Source organism: Lwoffella lincolnii, assembly GCF_037201985.1.
Lineage (GTDB): Bacteria > Pseudomonadota > Gammaproteobacteria > Pseudomonadales > Moraxellaceae > Psychrobacter > Psychrobacter lincolnii.
In genome coordinates this window covers 1,723,209-1,744,225 of the sequence record NZ_CP147511.1, presented here as the reverse complement: position 1 = coordinate 1,744,225, position 21,017 = coordinate 1,723,209, and the positions used below count along the sequence as shown (strand labels likewise).

General features: G+C 42.7%; 22 protein-coding genes. 7 read left to right on the top strand and 15 right to left on the bottom strand.

The features are described 5' to 3' along the window. Window positions 1–85 precede the first annotated feature (85 nt). From WDM69_RS07800 to WDM69_RS07790, 3 genes are all read left to right on the top strand, one after another. Window positions 86–511 (top strand): hypothetical protein, encoded by a 426-nt coding sequence (locus tag WDM69_RS07800; protein ID WP_078307843.1) that lies wholly within the window; start codon window positions 86–88, stop codon window positions 509–511. Window positions 512–934: 423 nt separating this feature from the next. After that, the gene (locus WDM69_RS07795; protein WP_078307845.1) at window positions 935–1,684 is read left to right on the top strand and encodes an electron transfer flavoprotein subunit beta/FixA family protein; all 750 of its coding nucleotides are present in this window, start codon (window positions 935–937) and stop codon (window positions 1,682–1,684) included. A 51-nt stretch (window positions 1,685–1,735) separates the two neighbouring features. Further along, window positions 1,736–2,668, top strand: coding sequence for an electron transfer flavoprotein subunit alpha/FixB family protein (locus tag WDM69_RS07790; protein WP_338755265.1), 933 nt, complete (start codon window positions 1,736–1,738; stop codon window positions 2,666–2,668). 440 nt (window positions 2,669–3,108) lie between these two features. Here WDM69_RS07790 and WDM69_RS07785 read toward each other — a convergent pair whose 3' ends face one another. The 10 genes from WDM69_RS07785 to lipA form a co-directional block, all read right to left on the bottom strand. Next, complete coding sequence (locus tag WDM69_RS07785) at window positions 3,109–3,912, bottom strand: RNA methyltransferase (RefSeq protein ID WP_338755264.1); 804 nt, start codon at window positions 3,910–3,912, stop codon at window positions 3,109–3,111. A 135-nt stretch (window positions 3,913–4,047) separates the two neighbouring features. Next, window positions 4,048–4,698 (bottom strand): aminodeoxychorismate/anthranilate synthase component II, encoded by a 651-nt coding sequence (locus WDM69_RS07780; protein ID WP_338755263.1) that lies wholly within the window; start codon window positions 4,696–4,698, stop codon window positions 4,048–4,050. A 121-nt stretch (window positions 4,699–4,819) separates the two neighbouring features. Beyond that, window positions 4,820–6,220 carry an anthranilate synthase component I family protein gene (locus tag WDM69_RS07775; RefSeq protein ID WP_338755262.1) on the bottom strand — a complete coding sequence of 467 codons (1,401 nt, stop codon included), beginning with the start codon at window positions 6,218–6,220 and terminating at the stop codon, window positions 4,820–4,822. 92 nt (window positions 6,221–6,312) lie between these two features. Continuing rightward, entirely contained in the window at window positions 6,313–6,597 is a 285-nt protein-coding gene (locus WDM69_RS07770) for a PIN domain-containing protein (RefSeq protein WP_158077884.1), read from the bottom strand. Between the two features lie 33 nt (window positions 6,598–6,630). Beyond that, window positions 6,631–6,885 carry an AbrB/MazE/SpoVT family DNA-binding domain-containing protein gene (locus WDM69_RS07765; protein WP_078307854.1) on the bottom strand — a complete coding sequence of 85 codons (255 nt, stop codon included), beginning with the start codon at window positions 6,883–6,885 and terminating at the stop codon, window positions 6,631–6,633. 52 nt (window positions 6,886–6,937) lie between these two features. Further along, window positions 6,938–7,264 (bottom strand): Trp family transcriptional regulator, encoded by a 327-nt coding sequence (locus WDM69_RS07760; protein WP_078307947.1) that lies wholly within the window; start codon window positions 7,262–7,264, stop codon window positions 6,938–6,940. Between the two features lie 100 nt (window positions 7,265–7,364). Then, window positions 7,365–8,156 (bottom strand): radical SAM protein, encoded by a 792-nt coding sequence (locus tag WDM69_RS07755; RefSeq protein ID WP_240494923.1) that lies wholly within the window; start codon window positions 8,154–8,156, stop codon window positions 7,365–7,367. Between the two features lie 482 nt (window positions 8,157–8,638). Beyond that, window positions 8,639–9,460, bottom strand: a complete 822-nt coding sequence (dapD, locus tag WDM69_RS07750) for a 2,3,4,5-tetrahydropyridine-2,6-dicarboxylate N-succinyltransferase (RefSeq protein ID WP_078307857.1) — start codon at window positions 9,458–9,460, stop codon at window positions 8,639–8,641. A gap of 152 nt (window positions 9,461–9,612) precedes the next feature. Beyond that, entirely contained in the window at window positions 9,613–10,659 is a 1,047-nt protein-coding gene (locus WDM69_RS07745; RefSeq protein WP_078307859.1) for an alpha/beta fold hydrolase, read from the bottom strand. After that, complete coding sequence (gene lipA / locus WDM69_RS07740) at window positions 10,646–11,731, bottom strand: lipoyl synthase (protein WP_078307860.1); 1,086 nt, start codon at window positions 11,729–11,731, stop codon at window positions 10,646–10,648. Before lipA ends, WDM69_RS07745 begins: the two co-directional genes overlap by 14 nt. A 207-nt stretch (window positions 11,732–11,938) precedes the next feature. On the opposite strand from lipA, the gene WDM69_RS07735 reads away from it, so the two are divergent. After that, window positions 11,939–12,064, top strand: a complete 126-nt coding sequence (locus WDM69_RS07735; protein WP_276206633.1) for a hypothetical protein — start codon at window positions 11,939–11,941, stop codon at window positions 12,062–12,064. On the opposite strand, the gene WDM69_RS07730 is transcribed toward WDM69_RS07735, so the two are convergent. Then, on the bottom strand, window positions 12,061–12,675 hold the full coding sequence (locus WDM69_RS07730; protein WP_338755261.1) for a BLUF domain-containing protein: 615 nt from the start codon (window positions 12,673–12,675) through the stop codon (window positions 12,061–12,063). The genes WDM69_RS07735 and WDM69_RS07730 overlap by 4 nt on opposite strands. A 466-nt stretch (window positions 12,676–13,141) precedes the next feature. On the opposite strand from WDM69_RS07730, the gene acnB reads away from it, so the two are divergent. Then, window positions 13,142–15,751 (top strand): bifunctional aconitate hydratase 2/2-methylisocitrate dehydratase, encoded by a 2,610-nt coding sequence (gene acnB / locus WDM69_RS07725; protein WP_078307863.1) that lies wholly within the window; start codon window positions 13,142–13,144, stop codon window positions 15,749–15,751. A 130-nt stretch (window positions 15,752–15,881) separates the two neighbouring features. Here acnB and WDM69_RS07720 read toward each other — a convergent pair whose 3' ends face one another. Beyond that, the gene (locus WDM69_RS07720; protein WP_078307949.1) at window positions 15,882–16,775 is read right to left on the bottom strand and encodes a hydrogen peroxide-inducible genes activator; all 894 of its coding nucleotides are present in this window, start codon (window positions 16,773–16,775) and stop codon (window positions 15,882–15,884) included. Window positions 16,776–17,068: 293 nt separating this feature from the next. Between WDM69_RS07720 and WDM69_RS07715 the strand changes: the two genes are divergently transcribed. Both WDM69_RS07715 and WDM69_RS07710 read left to right on the top strand, forming a co-directional pair. After that, window positions 17,069–17,740: a TIGR00730 family Rossman fold protein gene (locus WDM69_RS07715; RefSeq protein ID WP_411350701.1), complete on the top strand. Its 672-nt coding sequence runs from the start codon at window positions 17,069–17,071 to the stop codon at window positions 17,738–17,740. Window positions 17,741–17,933: 193 nt separating this feature from the next. Further along, a complete protein-coding gene (locus tag WDM69_RS07710; protein WP_078307953.1) occupies window positions 17,934–18,206 on the top strand; it encodes a type B 50S ribosomal protein L31 in 273 nt (90 codons plus the stop codon). A 99-nt stretch (window positions 18,207–18,305) separates the two neighbouring features. Here WDM69_RS07710 and WDM69_RS07705 read toward each other — a convergent pair whose 3' ends face one another. The 3 genes from WDM69_RS07705 to WDM69_RS07695 form a co-directional block, all read right to left on the bottom strand. Further along, on the bottom strand, window positions 18,306–18,827 hold the full coding sequence (locus WDM69_RS07705; protein ID WP_078307865.1) for a flavin reductase: 522 nt from the start codon (window positions 18,825–18,827) through the stop codon (window positions 18,306–18,308). 30 nt (window positions 18,828–18,857) lie between these two features. Next, window positions 18,858–19,892 carry a methionine synthase gene (locus tag WDM69_RS07700; protein ID WP_338755260.1) on the bottom strand — a complete coding sequence of 345 codons (1,035 nt, stop codon included), beginning with the start codon at window positions 19,890–19,892 and terminating at the stop codon, window positions 18,858–18,860. A gap of 92 nt (window positions 19,893–19,984) precedes the next feature. Then, window positions 19,985–20,974 (bottom strand): DUF1852 domain-containing protein, encoded by a 990-nt coding sequence (locus WDM69_RS07695; protein ID WP_078307868.1) that lies wholly within the window; start codon window positions 20,972–20,974, stop codon window positions 19,985–19,987. Window positions 20,975–21,017: the final 43 nt, after the last annotated feature.

The window sequence follows — 21,017 nt, the reverse complement described above, 5'->3', positions numbered from 1 at the left end:
ATTGAATTTATGCACTTTATCCCAATATATTATCAGTCATTTAATCATCTAAATCCTCATTAAAACCCCCATTAAGAGACACCTTATGCCTTGGCTTGAGCAATTACAATCGCACATCACCTTAGAGCAGATGTATTTGGCACTTAGTTTGTTGGTTGCCGTGGTGATTTGGCTAGAAGGTCAAGCCCTAAAAGCCACACAAGGTAAATTGCCCGATTCAGCATGGTTTCATTGGGGGTCATTTATTGACACTTTATGGTTTTTTGTGTCGCTGGCGGTGTTATATTTCTTAAACTTACCATCTATCGCCATTGCTGTGCCTGTGGCTTATGGTATTTATACTTTATTTGGGTGGGTATATGGTACTCGCTTAATTCATAAAGAGGGCATTCCTGATTCACCTGAAGATTTGGTGATTCCCATGCCTTATGTCAGTTATAGCCAAGCATTTGCCATTACCTTTATGACTTTATGTGCTTTTGTGTTGGCATATCCCTTACTAAACATATGATGTTTAGTTGGCTCAATAAAAATGACGCCATATTGATGTTTATTTTTTAATAAACCATTTAGAATATGTATCATTATAATCTATAAAAAATGGTTATCTATTGTTTGGTATCTGTCATTTACTTGCTATACTGATTGAGATGTGGCATCAGTTTTTGCTTTTTTATTTTTTGCTGTTTCATTGTGGCAAGATATGCTACTTTAAGATGTGTTGCTTTAAGCTGGTAAAACCACCAATCAGCAAAACCACAAGTTGACAAAACCACAAGTTGACAAAATCACAAATTGACAAAACCACATTTCTATCAACCCAACAGATGTCGTGGTCAGGTTTATCAAGCTAAGAGAGAATTTTGGCTCGGCTGTTGATGGCTTTATCGACTGTTAACCACTTTAATTGATAACTTTAATAAAAGAGGACCTTATGAAAGCATTAGTCGCAGTTAAGCGTGTCATTGATTATAACGTCAAGGTACGTGTCAAGGCGGATAACTCTGGTGTTGACTTGACTAACACAAAAATGTCCATCAATCCGTTTTGTGAAATCGCTGTTGAAGAAGCGGTACGCCTAAAAGAAGCTGGCGTAATTGATGAAATCATTGTCGCCAGCATTGGTGCAAAAGAAGCTCAGGAACAAATCCGCTCTGCCTTAGCCTTGGGTGCTGACCGTGGTGTGTTGGTACAGACTGATGAAAAAGCTTACCCACTACAAGTGGCTAAAATTTTAAAAGGCATTGCTGAAGCTGAAGGGGCAGACATCATTTTATTAGGCAAACAAGCCATTGATGATGATAATAACCAAACAGGTCAAATGCTCGCCGCTCTGATGGGCATTGGGCAAGGCACATTTGCATCTGAGATTAAAGTTGATGGCGGTAAAGTCAACGTTACTCGTGAAGTGGATGGTGGCTTACAAACGGTTACCTTACCACTGCCAGCGGTGATTACCACCGATTTACGCTTAAATGAACCCCGTTTTGTTAAACTGCCTAACATCATGAAAGCCAAGAAAAAACCATTGGATGAAAAAACCCCAGCAGATTATGGCGTAGAAATGGCATCTAAGCTTGAAACCATCAAAGTTGTGCCACCTGCTGAACGCAGTGCAGGCATGACAGTTACTTCTGTTGATGAGTTGATTGAGAAATTAAGAAACGAAGCAAAGGTTATCTAAGCGTTGTTTTTTTATTTTGATGAATTGTTTTGATTAAGGATAATAATAATAATGGCTATTTTAGTTTATGCAGAACATGACAACGCCAGTCTAAAAAAGGCAACCCTAAGCACCGTTACCGCCGCCAGTCAAATCGGTGGGGACATTCATGTGTTGGTCGCAGGCAGTGGTTGCCAAGCGGTCGCTGATGACGTTGCTAAAGTGGCAGGTGTCAGTAAAGTTATCTTGGCTGATGATGCGGTGTATGAACATCAGCTGGCAGAGAATGTGGCATTGCTGGTTAAGGATTTGGCAAGTGATTACAGTCATATTTTGGCCCCTGCCACCACCACTGGCAAAAACTTCATGCCACGAGTGGCGGCTTTGTTGGATGTGAGCATGGTCTCTGACATCACTTCGGTGGTTGATGCCAATACTTTTGAGCGTCCCATCTATGCTGGTAACGCCACTGCCACGGTCAAATCTGGTGAAGACAAACTCATCGTTACCGTGCGTGGTACGGCATTCGACGCAGCGTCGATAGCTGGAGGCAATGCCAGTGTTGAAAGCCTTGATAACACACATGATGCAGGTAAATCTGAGTTTGTTGGTGAGCAGTTGGCGGAATCTGACCGCCCTGAGTTAACTTCTGCTGAGATTGTGGTCTCTGGTGGTCGTGCTTTAGGCAGTGGTGAAAACTTCACTAAATATATCGAGCCGTTGGCAGATAAGCTGGGTGCTGCTGTTGGTGCGTCTCGTGCGGCAGTTGATGCAGGTTATGTGCCTAATGATTTGCAAGTTGGTCAAACAGGTAAGGTGGTTGCACCACAACTGTACATTGCTGTGGGCATCTCTGGTGCGATTCAGCATTTGGCAGGCATGAAAGATTCAAAAGTCATTGTGGCGATTAACAATGATTCAGATGCTCCGATTGCTAACATCGCTGATTATTTCTTAGAAGCTGATTTGTTTGACGCATTGCCTGAACTGACCAGCAAGCTGTAAAAGACACACACATAAACTGACTAAAAACCCAGTCTAAATAAACAAAGACTGGGTTTTTTTATGGCTGGGTTTTTTTTATCCTCCGTTGCCGTAAACCTGCGACTTCAGGCGGTGGATATAAGGCAATAGTTAAATGCGATAAGTTTTGCTATACTCATCTCACTATATTCAATGTCTTACATTCCACAGTTAAGTTAAGACTAAATTGCGAGTACGCAGTAACTTAACTTGTAAGACGTTTTTAAACACACACTTAAGCTAATTCGTGTCTATGACAATCCTAACAGTAGGATTAGCTTAAAATAAGAACCTAAGATGTACGGTGTGTCGTACGGGCGGTTGCCACTATCTTAGGCTTGCGGTCGGGCTTGACCGTCTTGCAGAAGGAATCCCCGCACTTTAGGGAGGGGAGGAAGTCAAGGCATGATGTTAATTTAATTTTAAGCAAACTGTCGCTGTCTTAGCATTTCATACAGACATAACGAGCCTGCAATGGCAACGTTTAGGCTTTCTTGCCCATTGGGTTGGGGCAGAGCGATGGGGGTGGCGTGTTGCATCAGCTCATCACACACCCCTTGTCCTTCATGTCCCATGACCCATGCCACAGGTGTTTGCAAATCAGTCTTGTAGATAATCGCATCGGTGTGTGAACTGGTTGCTAGCATGGGCGTATGAACATGAGCAAGAATATCAGCAATCAGCACATTTTCATACACCATCAAGGCAAACTGAGCTCCCATGCCCGCTCGTAGGGTCTTGGGGGACCACACTTGTGCTGTGCCTGTTGTGCAGATGACATTTGTTACCCCAACGGCGGCGGCTGTCCTAAGCAGTGTGCCAACATTACCAGCATCTTGTACGTCATTTAGGATAAGACAATCGCCACTTATTTGTCTAATGGACAACTGACGAATGGGAATGACCGCCATGATGTCGATGCCTGTGCCTAAATTGCTTAATGAACGATACAACTCATCACTAACGGTGGTTGTGGCAATGCCTTTGTGCCAAGCTGTGTGCAGTAGTTGCATCACTTCAGGGTGATGTTGTTGACTGGCTGCCAATAAAATTTGCTCAATGGGATAGTCTGCTTTAAATGCAGCTGATAGCAAATGTGTGCCTTCAATAATGCTTTGTTGATGTTTGTTGCGTTGGCGGTTTGATGTCAGCAGACCTTTGGCAAGTTTTATTTGTGAATTTTGAGCTGAAGTAATGGGGTTAGATAAGTCAGGTATGGAGGGCATGGTAATAACACTCATCATCATATTAGTCAACAACAGCAAAGCAACAGCAAAATGGACACAAGATAAATAAATCTGTTTTCATTCAGTTTTCATTCAGTTTTTATTCAAGTGTTCGAAAAGTAAAGCATCAGAAAGTTAAAGCGTTAAAAAATTCCCCAACAACCATTTTGCCCCTTCAGTGGCAAACGATTCTGGGTGATATTGTACCCCTTGTATTGGGTATGCTTTATGACGGATACCCATAATCTCATCACCCAACAGACTGGCTTGTTGTATGGATTTATCGGCATTATCTAAGTTAGCAACCACGCTGGTGATTTCAAGGCAATCAGGCAGACCATCTGTTGCCACCATCAATGAATGATATCGCATGATGTTGATGTTTTGTGGCAGACCTTGATACACGCCTTGTCCATCATGACGAATGGCAGATGTTTTACCGTGCATCGGTATTTTTGCTTGCACCACCTTGCCACCAAAAAAGTGAGCAATTCCTTGCATGCCCAAGCACACACCAAGTAATGGTGTGGTTTTGCCCATTTGAGTAATCACATCACCACACACCCCAAAATACGCTGGATTGTCTGGTGAACCTGGGCCAGGTGAGATGATGATGCGGTCAGGATTGAGTTCTTTTGCTTCGTTAAGGGTGATGTCATTGTTGCGTTTGACGATGACATTAAAATCTTGTCCGTTTTGATTGCGTTTGTCAGTGAGAATTTCGCCCACATATTGATACAGATTAAAAGTAAAGCTGTCGTAATTGTCGATGATAAGTACGTTCATGATTGACACTTCATTGATTTAGACTTCATTAAAGGGATTAAATGATTTTACAGGCGTGCCGTCAAAATAAATATTGAATGATGCGATGATTTTAGCATCGTTAAGCTATCATTAAATACGCTTATTCAAAATACCGTAACACTACCTTCATCGCTGATAATTTTCGCATAATTTCTTCATACTCATCATCAGGATTGGAATCATACACATTACCACCACAGGTTTGTGAATATGCCTTTTCACCATTGATAAACAATGAACGAATGGGAATGGCAAAAATACAATCGCCATTAAATGAGAACTGCCCCAACGCCCCACCATATGCCCCACGTCCGTCAGGCTCAAGCTCATTGATGATTTTCATCGCTTCAATCTTTGGAGCACCCGACAATGTACCAGCAGGAAAATTACTGGCAAGGGCGGTGAACATGTCTTCGGCTGGGTGGATAATGCCAACAATTTCACTAGAAATGTGCTGAACGTGTGAAAAACGCTTGATGTCCATCAAATTTCGCACTTTGACTGTGCCAAACTGTGCCACTCGACCAATGTCATTGCGGTGCAAATCCACCAGCATGTTATGTTCAGCAATTTCTTTTGGGTCATTTAACAGCTGACGAGCCAACTTGCGGTCTTCGGTGATGTCTTTACCACGTTTGGTCGTGCCTGCCAGCGGAAAAGTTTCCATCTCACCATTTCGCAAACGAAACAGCAATTCTGGTGATGCTCCGATGATTTTTTGTTTACCAAATTTGACAAAATACATGTGTGGAGAGGGGTTGATGTCTCGTAATTTTGCATAAATTGGCAAGGTGTCGCCTGTGATGTGATAGTGTGATTTAAAGCCCACTTCACATTGAAAAATCAAGCCTGACTTGATGTCTTCTTTGACCTTAAGCACGGTTTTGGCGTGTTCTTCTTTACTCATACCATCACCGACAAAACGCACGGTTGGGGTGGTGTGAGTGGGGATTGGCATGTCAAGCAAGGTTTTGATTTCGTTAAGGCGATTTTTCTGTTGGGACGAAGGGTAATAAAAATAAAAAATCTCACCAGTCATTTTATCAAGGCTCAGCCCGTCCAGATATAGACCAAATTTAAATGGTTCAAAATCATTCGAACTTTTGATGTTTAAGGTTGGCTCAAAAAAATTGACGCAGTCATAGCCCAAGAATCCAACCAATCCACCCGTATGGTTGCGGGCAATGATGTGCTGTGGGGTGATTTGTCTAAGTAGCTGATACGGATTGTCGCAAGGATAATCCACCGTTTGTTGTGTGTGATTGTCGGTAATGGCAAGGGTATGGCGGTTTTTGGCAAAAATGGTTTTGGCTGGAGCAAACCCAATGGCGTGATGGCGTGAAATGTGGCTGTCTTCGCCTAAAGATTCTAGCAAAAAACAGGTGTCATATTTGGCTTCTATGCGTTGAAATAATTCAAAGAAATCAATATCTTGAGCCAGCTTGATAAGCTGTGGTTTGCTGGCAAGTTCAATTTTAGGTGGTTTGTTTTGGATATTCATAACATTTCTTTAAAGGTTTTAATGTTCTAGTATGGCGATACATTATGGTTAAATTAAGTGGTGATTGGCAAACTGTTATTATACAAAGACTTCTATTGTTTAAACTCATTCAAATTTAGAAAGGTAATGCCGATATTTTTATTCGCTAACTTATGGGCGGCGGTGATAAAAATATCAGCTTGATAATAAATGGCAGTAGCAACATGCAGAGCGTCAGGGATTTTTAGTGAGTGAAAGGCTCGAAGTTCGCTACACAAGTCAAAAATTGAGCGTTGATGCTCGACCAAATGAATAAAATCATGGTCAAAAAGTGACTTAACTTGTTGTTTTAATTTCAAATTATTATCTTTGATGGGTTTAACCAATAATTCGGTCAAGGTCAAATCACCTGTGATTGCTTTAAACTGTTTTTAGTCCCAAGATAAACGTTCATTGGCAACATACGCATCGATTTCTTGGGTCGTTTTGCCGTAAGTGCCATTGGCACAACCGAACAATGCCATGATATCAAATGGTTCATTCTGTTTAAGATTATTGGGTTTTAATTGAATTATGCCATTATCATAACTGATATTGAGCGTATCACTGGGTTGGATATTGGCTTGTTTGGCGATTACAGGGGGTAGGGTAATTTGATTATGCTCATGTAAAATGACTTGTGTCATGGTCAAATCCTTTGATTTTTGTTTATTTTACCAAAACCCATAAGGTGAAATACTAAAACTTCTCTTTCAAATTCGGTAATAAATTCGCCACATCATTGACTTGATAAGCTTTTGCACCCCTTGAGACGGTCGCAATCCCCACCCCCAAACGCTCAGCAATTTCACGTTGGGGTAAGCCTTGTTGTAGTAGGGCAAAAATCTGAATGCGGTTGGCAAGTTCACTGCATTCTTTTTCAGTGAATAAGGCAGAAAATAGCCGTTGCATTTGTTTGCTGTCTTCGGTTTGACAAAATAATTGAAGTAAAATAGCTTCGGCATGTTGTCCGCTATTGGTGTGCTTGTTGGTGTGCTTGGCTGATGTGATTGAATGATGTGGCATGGTAAATTCCATCGGTTTGTTCTATTTAAATAGAACAAATATCATAAATCATTCTTGCAATGATGGCAACGGGGCAGGGTGGTTTTATTAAAATTTGGCTTTATTTGCCTTTGGCATCTGCCCAGATGATTTTATGTAGTTGTAACTGTAGACGCACAGGCAGGGCATCGCTGAGAATCCAATCGGCAAGCTGTTGGGCAAGCTGTTGAACAGGTTGGATAGGGGATTGGTCATGCTGACAGGCGGTGTCATCGCTGATGCTGATTACCTTTGGCGTGTTCACCTCAAACATCGGTGAGAACCATACCACACCCACTTTATGATGTAAGCTGTGCATGATGACTTGCTGTTTTGCCCAATCATAGTCTTTTTGATTCATAATCACAAATTTTAATTGGTCATGCTGGGTTAAGTGGGTTAGATTATCCCACAAATTTTTGGTCATCTCACCTGATGATGGGGTTTTTAAATCCATCACCTTAGACACCTGTTTAGGCACATCAGCGACTGATAACGCCCCTGATGTCTCTAGTGAGACTTCATATCCTGCATCAATAAGGTGTTGCATCAGCACAATGGCATTAGGCTGTGCTAACGGTTCGCCGCCTGTTACACAGACTCGTTGGCAAGGATATTGTTGAATGTGAGTCAAAATGTCATCTAGCCCCCACCGTTGACCACCCACAAAGGCATATTCAGTATCACAATACACGCATCGAAGCGGACAACCCGTCAGGCGAATAAAAATGGTTGGTAAGCCTGCGGTCAGCGCCTCGCCTTGCAGAGAATAAAAAATCTCCGTCAACTTTAATCCTGCCTCAGGATCGGTGGTGGGGATATGAGTGTTGCGTCGTGGCGTTTGAGTGGCACTGGTGGTTAAAAGATGGTTCAATGATGACCTCATGACAAATGGTAAATCGGAGTTAGCGTTACCATTTTAAACCAATGTTCATAAATCTTGTCATAAATTCTGTTTACGATGATGGTAGAGATATTTTATCCTCCGTTGCCTTATATCCACCGCCTTCAGGCGGTGGATATAAGGCAATTGTTAAATGTGATAAGTTTTGCTATACTCATCTGACTATATTCAATGTCTTACATTCCACAGTTAAGTTAAGACTAAATTGCGAGTACGCAGTAACTTAACTGGTAAGACGTTTCCAAACACACACTTAAGCTAATTCGTGTCTATGACAATCCTAACAGTAGGATTAGCTTAAAATAAGAACCTAAGATGTACGGTGTGTCGTACGGGCGGTTGCCACTATCTTAGGCTTGCGGTCGGGCTTGACCGTCTGGGAGCAGGAATCCCCGAACGATAGGGAGGGGAGGAAGTCAAAGCATGACTTATGAACATCATGGCTTAATACTCTACCCCATTCTTAATAGCTCATTAATGCTGGTTTTGGCTCGAGTTTGGGCATCCACTGTTTTGACAATGATGGCGGCATATAGGCTGTGACTGCCGTCTTCACTGGGAAGGCTACCGGGGACAACTACCGAACCTGCTGGCACACGTCCATAGATGATATTACCTGTCTTGCGGTCATAGATTTTAGTGGATTGTCCGATGTACACGCCCATAGAGATGACTGAGCCTTCTTCAACAATGACCCCTTCAACAATCTCACTTCTTGCTCCGATAAAGCAGTTATCTTCGATGATGGTGGGACTGGCTTGTAATGGTTCTAACACCCCTCCAATACCAACGCCACCAGACAGATGCACATTTTTACCGATTTGGGCACATGATCCAACTGTCGCCCAAGTATCGACCATTGTCCCTTGGTCAACGTATGCACCGATGTTGACATAAGAAGGCATCAGCACCACACCATCAGCGATGTAAGCACCTTGGCGAGCCACTGCTGGTGGCACAACCCGTATGCCTGCATCGATGAACTGCTCTTTTGTCCAATTGGCAAATTTGGTTGGCACTTTGTCATAAAACTGCAAATGTTCACAACTGGGCATGGGATAATTGTCATACAAACGGAACGACAGTAGGACGGCTTTTTTTGCCCATTGATTGACTTGCCAATGACCATCTATTTTTTCAGCAACTCTAAGTTTGCCACTGTCTAGGTCGTTTAGTACGCTGATGACCGCTTCACGCACGTCGGTGGGCATGGTCTCTGGGCTAAGGTTAGCACGGTTTTCAAAGGCTTGTTCGATGGTGGCTTGTAGGGTCATAACATGTCCTAATTTTAATCATTGGAATAAAAACGGTTCAATAAAAACAGTTAAAAAGTAAATTAAAGGGTAAATGAAAAAGGGAAGTTAAAAAGTAACGTCGTACGTGGTGTATTGTCGTTAATTTTTTGCAACTTGGCAAATGTTCAGGTTCATTGGTTGGTGAATGAATGATGATTGGTGAGTGCATGATGCGTTATCCAATGGGCAATGTCGTTAAATACCATGTCCGCTTGCTGTTCGTGTAGGGGTTCATGACGCATGTTGGGATACAGTCGTTTGTTGATTTGCCAAAAACCGTTATCTTGTAATCGCTGTTGTAGACGGTCAATGCCTTTACCCATGTTGCCAACGGGGTCATCTTTACCAGAGACCAATAGCAAAGGGAAATGTCTGTCAATGTCGGCATGCCAGTCTTGGTTAAGTGCCAAATCCATGATTTTAAATAATGCAAAAAAGCCATTATGGGTAAAATTAAAACCGCACAAAGGGTCAGATTCATACGCATTGATGTTGTCGGTGTTGTTACTCACCCAAGCAAAGCGTGAAGCGCTTTGTACATTGCCCAGTTTGCTGTTTAACACCTTATTCATGCTGTTGCCAGCCCAATGACAAGGACGCTTAGGACTTAAGCGGTTAAGCCCTGCAAATAGTGGGACTAGCGATTTAATCAAAGGATTTTTATCCGCTGTTCCCATGAGTATTGCCCCAGTAAAGTCATAACTGTGTTGTGACAGAACCTGCCGTACAATAAATGACCCCATAGAATGCCCCATGATAAAATGTGGTGTCTGTGGATGGCGTTGTTTTAATAGATTTGCCATACGCACCACATCTCTTAGCAACATCTGTACAGGATATGTTTTATGAACATAGCCCAGTTCTTCTTGGCAGTTGGCGGTTTTGCCATGTCCTAATTGGTCATAGGTTGCAACGGCAATGCCTTGTTCTGCCAAAAATTGCGCAAAAGCATCATAGCGTCCACCATGCTCACTCATACCGTGGACAATCAATAGGGTGGCTTTGGGCTTACTTTGACAATCAAAAAAATGATGATGCAACGTGTGAATGCCATCATTAGAAGTGATGATTTGGTTTTGATTTGAGCCATTGCCATTGCCATTGCCATTGGCATTGTTATTGGCATTGGCATTATTATTGGCATTGGCATACTGCCTGCTTTTATTAGCAGGCTGCATGGCGTACCTGCTCAGCTTTGGCTCGTTGCTCAGCTGCCACCACATTTTGACTACGCACAGGTTTGGGGCAATCTTCACCATAATATTGACGGTCAGCAAAGTAACTTGAGCGTATCATAGGCCCTGCCCAAATGCTAAAAAAGCCAATCTTCTTACCATATGCCATATAGCGTTCAAACTCATCAGGATGCACATAGCGGTCTATGGGAGCATGCTGTTTGCTTGGTTGCAGGTACTGTCCGATGGTGATGATGTCCACGTCGTGAGCTTTTAAGTCGTCAAGTAGGGCATATACTTCTTCTTCAGTTTCACCCAACCCCACCATAAAACCACATTTGGTGGGAATGTCTGGGCGACGTTGTTTATATTGTTTTAATAATTCCAGCGAATGTTGATAATCAGAACCGGGGCGTAACGCCTTATACAGCCGTGAGATGGTTTCGATGTTGTGGTTAAACACATCGGGTGCATCTTTGTCTAGGGTTTGTAATGCCACGTCCATGCGTCCACGAAAATCAGGCACGAGAATTTCTATCAGACAGTTTGGTGATAATGCTCTGGTTTCTCTGATGACTTCAGCAAAATGTCCAGCACCACCGTCTAATAAATCATCTCTGTCTACTGAGGTGATGACCGCATATTTTAACCCCATGTCCATGATGGTCTCAGCGGTGTTGCGTGGTTCGTTTTTGTCTAACTGATAGGGTCTGCCGTGTGCCACATCACAAAACGGACAACGGCGAGTACAAATATCCCCCATAATCATAAAGGTTGCCGTGCCATCGCTCCAACACTCAGGCAAATTTGGGCAAGCAGCTTCTTCACATACGGTATACAGTTTTTTGGAACGCATGGTCTTTTTAAGCTCTTCAACTTCCCCTGGTTTTGCCAGCTTAACTCGTATCCAGTCAGGTTTTTTTGGGGCGGTTTCGGTGGGAATGATTTTAATGGGAATGCGAGCAACTTTATCATAGCCCCGTAATTTTTCACCTTGGACGGCTTTTTTTGGTTGGCTGGTTTGTGAAGATTGGGGTGTGTGCGTTTGTACGGCTGATGTGGTGCTGGTGTTCATTGGCTATCACTTCCTAATCCCTTTTAATGAAAGAGACTTTTATCAAAAAGTTTTGTTAATTGTGATGAGCAGTATAACAGAAAAGTCCGTTTAAATAACCTGCCACAACCCACCATACCCGAACACGCAGTCAGACATCAATTAAAAACCAACCAAAAACCAACCAAAAACCCCATGTGCTTGCCAATATGGGGTTAATAATAAGGAATGGATAGCATTAACAGCATTAACAGCATTAACAGCATCGACGGTATTAACACAGTAAAGACAGCACGGATAATAACAGGTCTTAATCATTTGGCTTGTGGGGCGGTACTGGTTAATGGCTCTTAAAACATATGAATCAAACCAAACGCCACGATTGCCAGCAATACCAACATGGCTTGTAATAAAATAAATACCTGATGCGTGGCGATAGCAACTTTCACAGTTTGCCCTAAATCAGCGTGGTGTGGATTGGGTTTGTTGGCCTTGCCGTTGTCTTGAAAAACGTCGTCTTGAAAAATATGGTATTGAGAGATACAAAACTCGGTGAAATTATTAATTTTAGTATCACACCATTGATAAGGGGTAAATGGATAATAATGTGATTTGGCATCTTGATGATGCTTTGCCAATGCCTTTGGGGTAATAACATTCATGCACCAACTTTGACAACGACGGGCATCAATATCCCCTTCACCAATCAGCTTGATGTTGTGATGGCGAGAATCTTGTTTAATTTTAGCAAATAAAGATTGAACGATGTGTTTATCACCTTCTAAATACTGAAAAAAACACCGTGATCCATAACACAAAAAGCCACTGATATTGTGCTTACGGTTAAATTCAAGGGCTTTATTGTGTATGTCATTGAATGTATGAGGTTTCAGTAAATATGCCACCTTAATGGTGCTGATATAGGTCAAGTAATAGATGGGCGTGGTGGCAGTGTTGGGCAACATAATACGTCCTTTTATAAACTGCTCTTAGATACGGTTAATGGTGTTAGCTTTATGGTAGTCTTTTTGTTACTTTTGTACAAGTATGGTGGCTTAATCTTACTGTAAATTTTAGTTGGTATGTTTTTTATGGGTTTAGGCGGATTATTCGATGCTGATTGTCCGATAGCTGATTGTCCGATAAATGGTTACCATCGCCATTTTAGTCATTTGGTATGATGGTCATCATCATAAAGTCGATGACATTGGTCGATGATATTGAATGTTGAATGTTGAATGTTGAGTAAGGTGTCATAGTGGATTAAAAGGCTGGTATTTCTATAAGAAATGATGGATATTCTGTAATAATTGGCGGACATGTTTGGGTTTTAATTAACTTTTGCAACGTTTTAAGCTATATTATAGGCAAGTAAATTATGGGCAAGCAGTTTTGATGCTTTTTTTCATGTATTCGTAAAAGGACAATTTTATGGCATTTTTGGAAGACTACCGCAACCATGTACAAGAGCGTGCCAATCAAGGCACTGTGCCACTACCCTTATCTGACCAACAGACCGCTAAGTTGGTTGAATTGCTCAAAAACCCACCAGCAGGTGAAGAAGAGTTTTTGTTAGATTTGTTAGAAAACCGCATTCCGCCAGGTGTGGACGAAGCGGCTTATGTCAAAGCTGCTTTTTTGGCAGCAATCATCAAAAATGAAGCCAAATCTCCTTTGATTAGCAAGCAAAAAGCCATTGAAATCTTAGGCACGATGCAAGGGGGTTATAACATTGAGCCGTTGGTGAATGCGTTAGATGACAACGCATTGGCAGAACATGCCGCTAAGGCATTAAAAAACACCTTATTGGTCTTTGATGCCTTTAATGATGTAACTGATAAAGCCAAAGCTGGCAACCAAACCGCTCAAGAAGTCATCGAATCATGGGCAAATGCTGAATGGTTTACCAACCGTCCAAAAGTGCCACAAAAAGCCACCTACACGGCTTTTAAAGTGACAGGCGAGACCAACACAGATGACCTATCGCCCGCTCAAGATGCGTGGAGTCGTCCTGACATTCCTTTGCATTCACTTGCCATGCACAAAAACTCTCGTGACGGCATCACTGCTGACGAAGAAGGTGTCAAAGGTCCGATGAAGCTGATTGAAGAGCTTAAACAAAAAGGATATCCACTTGCTTATGTGGGAGATGTGGTGGGTACTGGTTCAAGCCGTAAATCTGCCACCAACTCGGTGCTGTGGTTGATGGGCGAAGACATTGCTCATGTGCCAAACAAACGTGCTGGCGGATTGGTGCTTGGTGGTAAAATTGCACCCATTTTCTTTAATACCATGGAAGATTCAGGGGCATTGCCCATTGAAGATGTCAATGTTGATGGCATTAATATGGGTGATGTGTTTGACATCTATCCCTATGATGGCAAAATCACCAAGCATGACTCAGATGAGGTGTTGTCTACTTTTGAATTAAACTCAGCGACACTGCTTGATGAAGTGCGTGCTGGTGGTCGCATTCCGCTTATCGTCGGTCGTGCCTTAACCAATCGGGCCAGAGAATATCTGGGACTTGAGCATTCGGACGTGTTTGCCATGCCAGAGCAACCCGCTGACACAGGCAAGGGCTATACCTTGGCTCAAAAAATGGTCGGTAAGGCTTGCGGATTAGACGGTGTGCGTCCAGGCATGTACTGTGAGCCAAAAATGACCACTGTGGGTAGTCAAGACACCACAGGTCCGATGACTCGTGATGAGCTTAAAGACTTAGCCTGTTTGGGCTTTCAAGCAGATTTGGTCATGCAGTCGTTCTGCCATACCGCAGCCTATCCTAAGCCTGTGGACGTTGAAACTCAACATACCTTGCCTGACTTTATCATGAACCGTGGTGGGGTCAGTTTACGCCCCGGTGATGGCATTATCCACTCTTGGCTCAACCGTATGTTATTGCCTGATACTGTGGGTACAGGTGGCGATTCACACACTCGCTTTCCGATGGGTATCTCTTTTCCAGCTGGGTCAGGATTGGTTGCATTTGCTGCTGCCACAGGCGTGATGCCATTGGATATGCCAGAGTCGGTGCGTGTCCGTTTTGTTGGTGAGCGTCAAGATGGCATTACCTTGCGTGATTTGGTACACGCCATTCCATTACAAGCCATTAAAGAAGGTCTATTAACAGTTGAGAAAAAGGGTAAAAAGAATGTCTTTAACGGACGTATCTTAGAAATTGAAGGCTTAGAAGACCTAACCGTTGAGCAAGCATTTGAACTGTCTGACGCATCAGCTGAACGCAGTGCTGCAGGTTGTACCATTACGTTGTCAGAGGCATCAGTCAAAGAGTACCTAAATTCCAACATCACCTTACTTAAATGGATGATTTCTGAAGGCTATGGCGATGCTCGCACATTAAGCCGTCGCATCGAAGCCATGCAAGAATGGTTGAACAATCCAAGCCTTATGCGTGCCGATGCTGATGCCGAATATGCCGCTGACATCACCATTGACATGAGTCAAATCAAAGAACCCATTCTTTGTTGTCCAAATGATCCAGATGATGCTAAAACTTTGGCGGACGTGGCAGGGGATAGCATTGATGAAGTGTTTATCGGTTCGTGTATGACCAACATCGGTCACTTTAGAGCGGCGGGCAAGCTACTACAAGAAGTACCAGCAGGCAGCCTAAAAACTCGCCTTTGGATTGCACCGCCCACCAAGATGGACGCTCGTGAGCTGATGGAAGAAGGTTACTACAATACCTATGCCCAAGCTGGGGCTCGTACCGAAATGCCAGGGTGCTCGTTGTGTATGGGTAACCAAGCTCGCATCGCTCCTAAATCCACTGCTGTATCAACATCAACCCGTAACTTCCCTAATCGTTTGGGTCAAGGGGCAAATGTCTATTTGGCATCAGCAGAGTTGGCAGCGGTTGCTGCTGTGCTTGGTAAACTGCCAACCAATGCAGAGTACCAAGAGTATGCAGGCAAACTTGATAGCATGAGTGATGAAGTCTATCGTTACATGAATTTTGACCGCATGACTGACTACACCAAAAAAGCCGATAAAATTGATGTGGCTCAATTGGCGTAAGTTGAAATGTCAGGTAAACCGCACCCACCCCAAAAGTGAGACAACCTTTGGGGTGTGTTGATTATTTATTATTTGGCTCTGGTGGTTATTTTGGCGGGTGTTTTGTTATGGCAGTTATCCTGTTGGTGGGTTATTTTGTTAGTACGTTGGCAAATAAATGACCCAATAACTTAACATCATTCACCCTGGCATAGTTTAATCGAGTAACAAAGGCAATGCGTCGATGTGGACCTGTTTCAGCCAATGGCACAGCAGTCATGGCCTGGTTGGCAGATTGGACTTGGTCTAACGCCATATATGGCACAAGCGTTGTCCCCATACCTGCCATCGCCATTTGAATTAAGGTATTTAAGCTGGCATCAGCAAAGTTGGACTTAAATTCATCTTTATCAAACTGACACACATCAAGCACTTGATCTGTCAGACAATGTCCTTCACCTAACAGCATAAGATTAACCTGAGTAAGCTTTTTAGCATCGATACAATCGAGTTTGGCATTGGCATCATTGGTTGGGAATACTGCAAAAAAATCTTCTTGCCAAAACTCAAATGTATGCAAGCCATCAACTTCATATGGTAAGGCAATGATGGCGGTATCAACATGACCATAGCGTACCTGTTCCAGCAAACGTTCAGTTTGTTTTTCGACCACATGAATGCGAAATTCTGGATAGGTTTTTTTTAGATTGGGCAACACTTTTGGCAATAAATAAGGGGCAATGGTGGGGATAATCCCGATGCTCATGGGATAAGCAAGCGGTGTTTGATGACTGTGGGCTCTGGTGGTCAAATCATTGACTTCACTAAACACACGCCTTGCTCGGCTTAAAATATCTTCACCAATCGGCGTAATCAGCACCTGCTTATTGTTGCGTTCAAAAATTTGTGTGTCCAACTGCTTTTCTAACTCAGCGATGCCAAGGCTTAAAGCGGACTGAGAAATGTTGCATTCTTCTGCCGCCCGTTTAAAATGGCGGTGTTTGGCAACGGCTAAAGCGAATTCTAATTGTCGTAAAGTAATCATGGTGGTATTTAAAAAAGTGATGGTAAAAAAATGAATGGTTAAAAAACTAATGGATAACAAATAAGCCAGTAGGCTTAATAGCAAACTTTATGGGCATGCTCTTTTTATCCACATGCTTTATGTATATAACAAAAAGATGATAAAGACAGTATATCAACATTAAAAAAATAAATCATGACATTAAATTCTTTAAACTGGAGAAACGCTTATCTCATCATGATAATCAAATGTTAAAATAATCAAACAATAAAACATTCATAAACCAACAGCATTCAGACACATAAGGACATTCCATGACAGAGCATCATAAATGCCATCAAACTCAAGACATCATCACCAGTAAAGACATGCACAACATCAGTCAAGTCGTGGACAAACGCAGTCTGTCCATGCCTTTGGTGGCAGTGTACTGTGGCTCACGCATGGGTAATGGCACCCTATATGTAGACACGGCAAAACAGCTTGGCAAGGCACTGGCGGATAACGGTTTGGGGCTGGTGTATGGTGGTGCAAGTATTGGCCTAATGGGTATGGTTGCAGATGCGGTGGTAGATAATGAGGGTGAAGCCGTGGGCGTCATTCCAAGCTTTATGTTGGAGCGTGAGATTGCTCATGCCCGCTTAACCAAATTACATTTGACCGACACCATGCACACTCGCAAAGCCATCATGGCGGAGTATGCTGATGCTTTTATCACCTTACCAGGTGGGTTAGGCACATTGGAAGAAATCACTGAAATTGCCACATGGCGACAGCTGTTCCAACACCAAAAGCCGATGATTATTTTAAATATCAACGGCTACTATGATTATTTTATTAAGCATTTACGCCACAGTGCTGATGAAGGCTTTATTGGTAGTCATGATTTGGAGAATCTGCTCGTTTGCGATGGCGTAGAACAAGCCATTGAACTGTTGCAAGATGTGGTGTTAATTAAGGACAATCTGCCTGCTCAACGCATTTAGTGAGTTTATCAATTTGGCAAGTTAATAAAACTTGATAAACCTGTATAAATCTAGTAAAATACAGCCCCTTATATCCTTATTATCCCACTGTGGAAGGCTAAGACAGTCATTGCTGGTGTTGTGTGCAAGAATGGTCTTGTGATGCGACGGCTGGCATCTGATGCCCTTAGTGCCTCAGTCATTGGAGATTGCCATGCGTAACGACATCCATCCAGAGTACCAAGAAGTGTTGTTTCACGACACCAACGCTGACGTGTATTTCTTGACTCGCTCAACCGTCAAAAGTAAAACCACTCGTGAATATGAAGGTCAAGAGTATCCATATGTTGCCCTTGATATTTCAAGTGCTTCACACCCTTTTTATACAGGTGCTCAGCGTAAAGCTTCTAACGAAGGTCGTGTTGCCAGCTTTAACAAGCGTTTTGGTGCGTTTGGTCGCCGTAGCAAAAAACAAGACAGCGAATAAGCACATTTTGTTATTGGCTAATGTGTTATTTGATAAAACCACCTATTTATTAGGTGGTTTTTTAATGATGCTATTAATAATAACAACCGCATCATAAATCTAGCTGTCCAATAACGCTTTAATCTGCCCAACGGGGTGATAGCGTCGGTTAAAGTAAACCAAGCCTTGGCCTTCTTGGGTTTGTGAATGTTGCCCAATCGCCATAATGGGACAGATAAAAATCCCATGTGTTCCCACTTCTTGGATTTGCTCAATCTGACAGTCAAAACTTACCAACGCATCATTTAATACAGGCGACCCTGTTACCAAGGTTTGCCATGATCCATGTTCAAAACGTTCTTGTTGGTTCAGTCCAGATGCAAATACATTGGACAAATTTTCATGGTTTGATAAGCGATTTGCGGTTAAAACATTGACGCACAGTACCTTATTGGCGACAAAATGTTCATATGACCGTGAAAATGTGTTCATACACACCAACAGTGTCGGTGGTGTGTCGGTAACACTGCAAATGGCAGAAGCGGTAAAGCCATGTTGTCCTGATGCGCCTGCTGTGGTAACGACGCTCACGGCACTGGTTAGCATGGACATGGCATTTTTAAAGTCGATAACATCAACCATTGATTTGTCCGTTGTTTGTGTATTGGCTGTTTATGAAGGAGTCAATTCTTGACGAACAATGCTTGCCCCTGCACTTAGGGCACGCATTTTTTCTTTAGCAACATGGCGTGATAAGGGTGTCATGCCACAGTTGGTTGATGGGTATAGCTTATCTGCGTCCACAAACTGTAACGCCTTACGAAGCGTATCTGCCACTTGTTCTGGGGTTTCGATGTTACTTGTGGCAACGTCAATCGCACCGACCATCACTTTTTTACCACGAATGATTTCTATCAAGTCCATTGGCACATGCGAGTTTTGACATTCTAGTGAGATGATGTCAATGTTGGATTTTTGTAGATTGGGGAACAAGGTTTCATATTGTCGCCATTCTGAACCCAAGGTTTTTTTCCAATCATTATTTGCCTGAATGCCATAGCCATAGCAGATATGCACCGCTGTTTCACAGTTTAGCCCTTCAACAGCACGTTCTAGGGCGGCAATGCCCCAATCATTCACTTCATCAAAAAAGACATTAAATGCTGGTTCATCAAATTGAATGATGTCCACGCCTGCCGCCTCTAATTCACGGGCTTCTTCGTTTAGGATTTTGGCAAATTCCCACGCGAGCTTCTCACGGCTTTTGTAATGACCATCATACAAAGTATCAATCATCGTCATAGGGCCAGGCAATGCCCATTTGATGAGCTTGTCAGTATGAGCGCGTAAAAATTTGGCATCATCCACAAATACCGATTTTGGGCGAGACACCTCACCTACCACGCTTGGCACAGACGCATCATAGCGGTTACGAATGCGGACGGTTTCACGCTGATTAAAATCCACGCCATCCAAATGCTCAATGAATGTGGTAACAAAATGCTGGCGAGTTTGCTCACCATCGCTGACGATGTCAAGTCCTGCTTGTTGTTGCTCTTGTAGGCACACCAATAATGCGTCTTGCTTGCCTGATGCCAGTTGGTCTTCGGGCAGTTTCCACGGTGACCACAGTTTTTCAGGTTCAGCAAGCCAAGATGGTTTTGGCAGACTGCCTGCGGTGGATGTGGGAAGTAAAATTTTGCTCATTGTATTTTCCTAAACTAAATTTGCCATTATACCAAAAATTTCAATCAACCAACCGATAAACATTCATCGGCTGATTGATTAATACTTATCGCTTATTTTTCGGCAAGCCAAGCGTCCAAAATCTCTTGATATGGTTTGATAAACTGCTCTTCGGCGATTTTGCCTTGCTTGATTGCCAATTGGGTGCGTTCTTCTCTGTCATATTCAATTTTGGTTAATGAATAATCTTGATAGGTTAGGCTTGGCTGATAAATCTGACCTGCCACAGAATTGGCGTTATAAATCTCTGGGCGGTAGATTTTTTGGAATGCTTCCATGGTGGCGATGGTGCTGATGAGTTCTAAATTGGTGTAATCGTTCAACAAATCAGCATTTTCATCAAAATAAAACGCATAAGGGGCAACCGATTTTGGGGGCATAAAATAACGCACTTTTAAGCCCATCTTGGCAAAATACTCATCGGTCAATGAATAATCATTTTGCACATATTCCACGCCCAAAATCGGATGCGTGTTGGTGGTTCTGTGATAGGTGCGAGTGGTCGCCACGCTTAGGCACAGTACGGGTGGTTTTTTGGATTGGGTCTTGTACTCTTCGGATGCCACCATGAATTTGAACAATTTGCCATGCAAATCGCCATAACCCTCAGGCACACTAAATTCAGCCTTATCCTTGTTATATTCACGAAGCAATACGCTAAAATCATAATCACGAACAAATGATGAAAAGCTGTTGCCAATGATGCCAGGGGTGGTTTTGCCTGTTTTGTGGTCAACCACAGATGTTTTTAGCCATTCTAATCCTGAGAAAAATTCGCCCTTACCTGCCACATCAACATCAATAGACACAATGTCAATGAGCACTGAATAACGGTCATTTGTCGGATTGTCCCAATGTGCCAAATCATTAAAACGGTTGTTAATCATTTTGATGGCATTTTGTAGGTTTTCTTTGCGATTTTCACCACGAGCAAGGTTGGCAAAGTTGGTGGTCAAACGGGTGCTGGTTGCTGGTTGGTAATTTTCATCAAACACATGGCTTTTGATGGAATATTGAAAGGTGTTGCTGTGAATGTTGGTCATGATAAAGTCTCCCAAACTTTTGGTTGTTTTTAGTTAAGCAGAT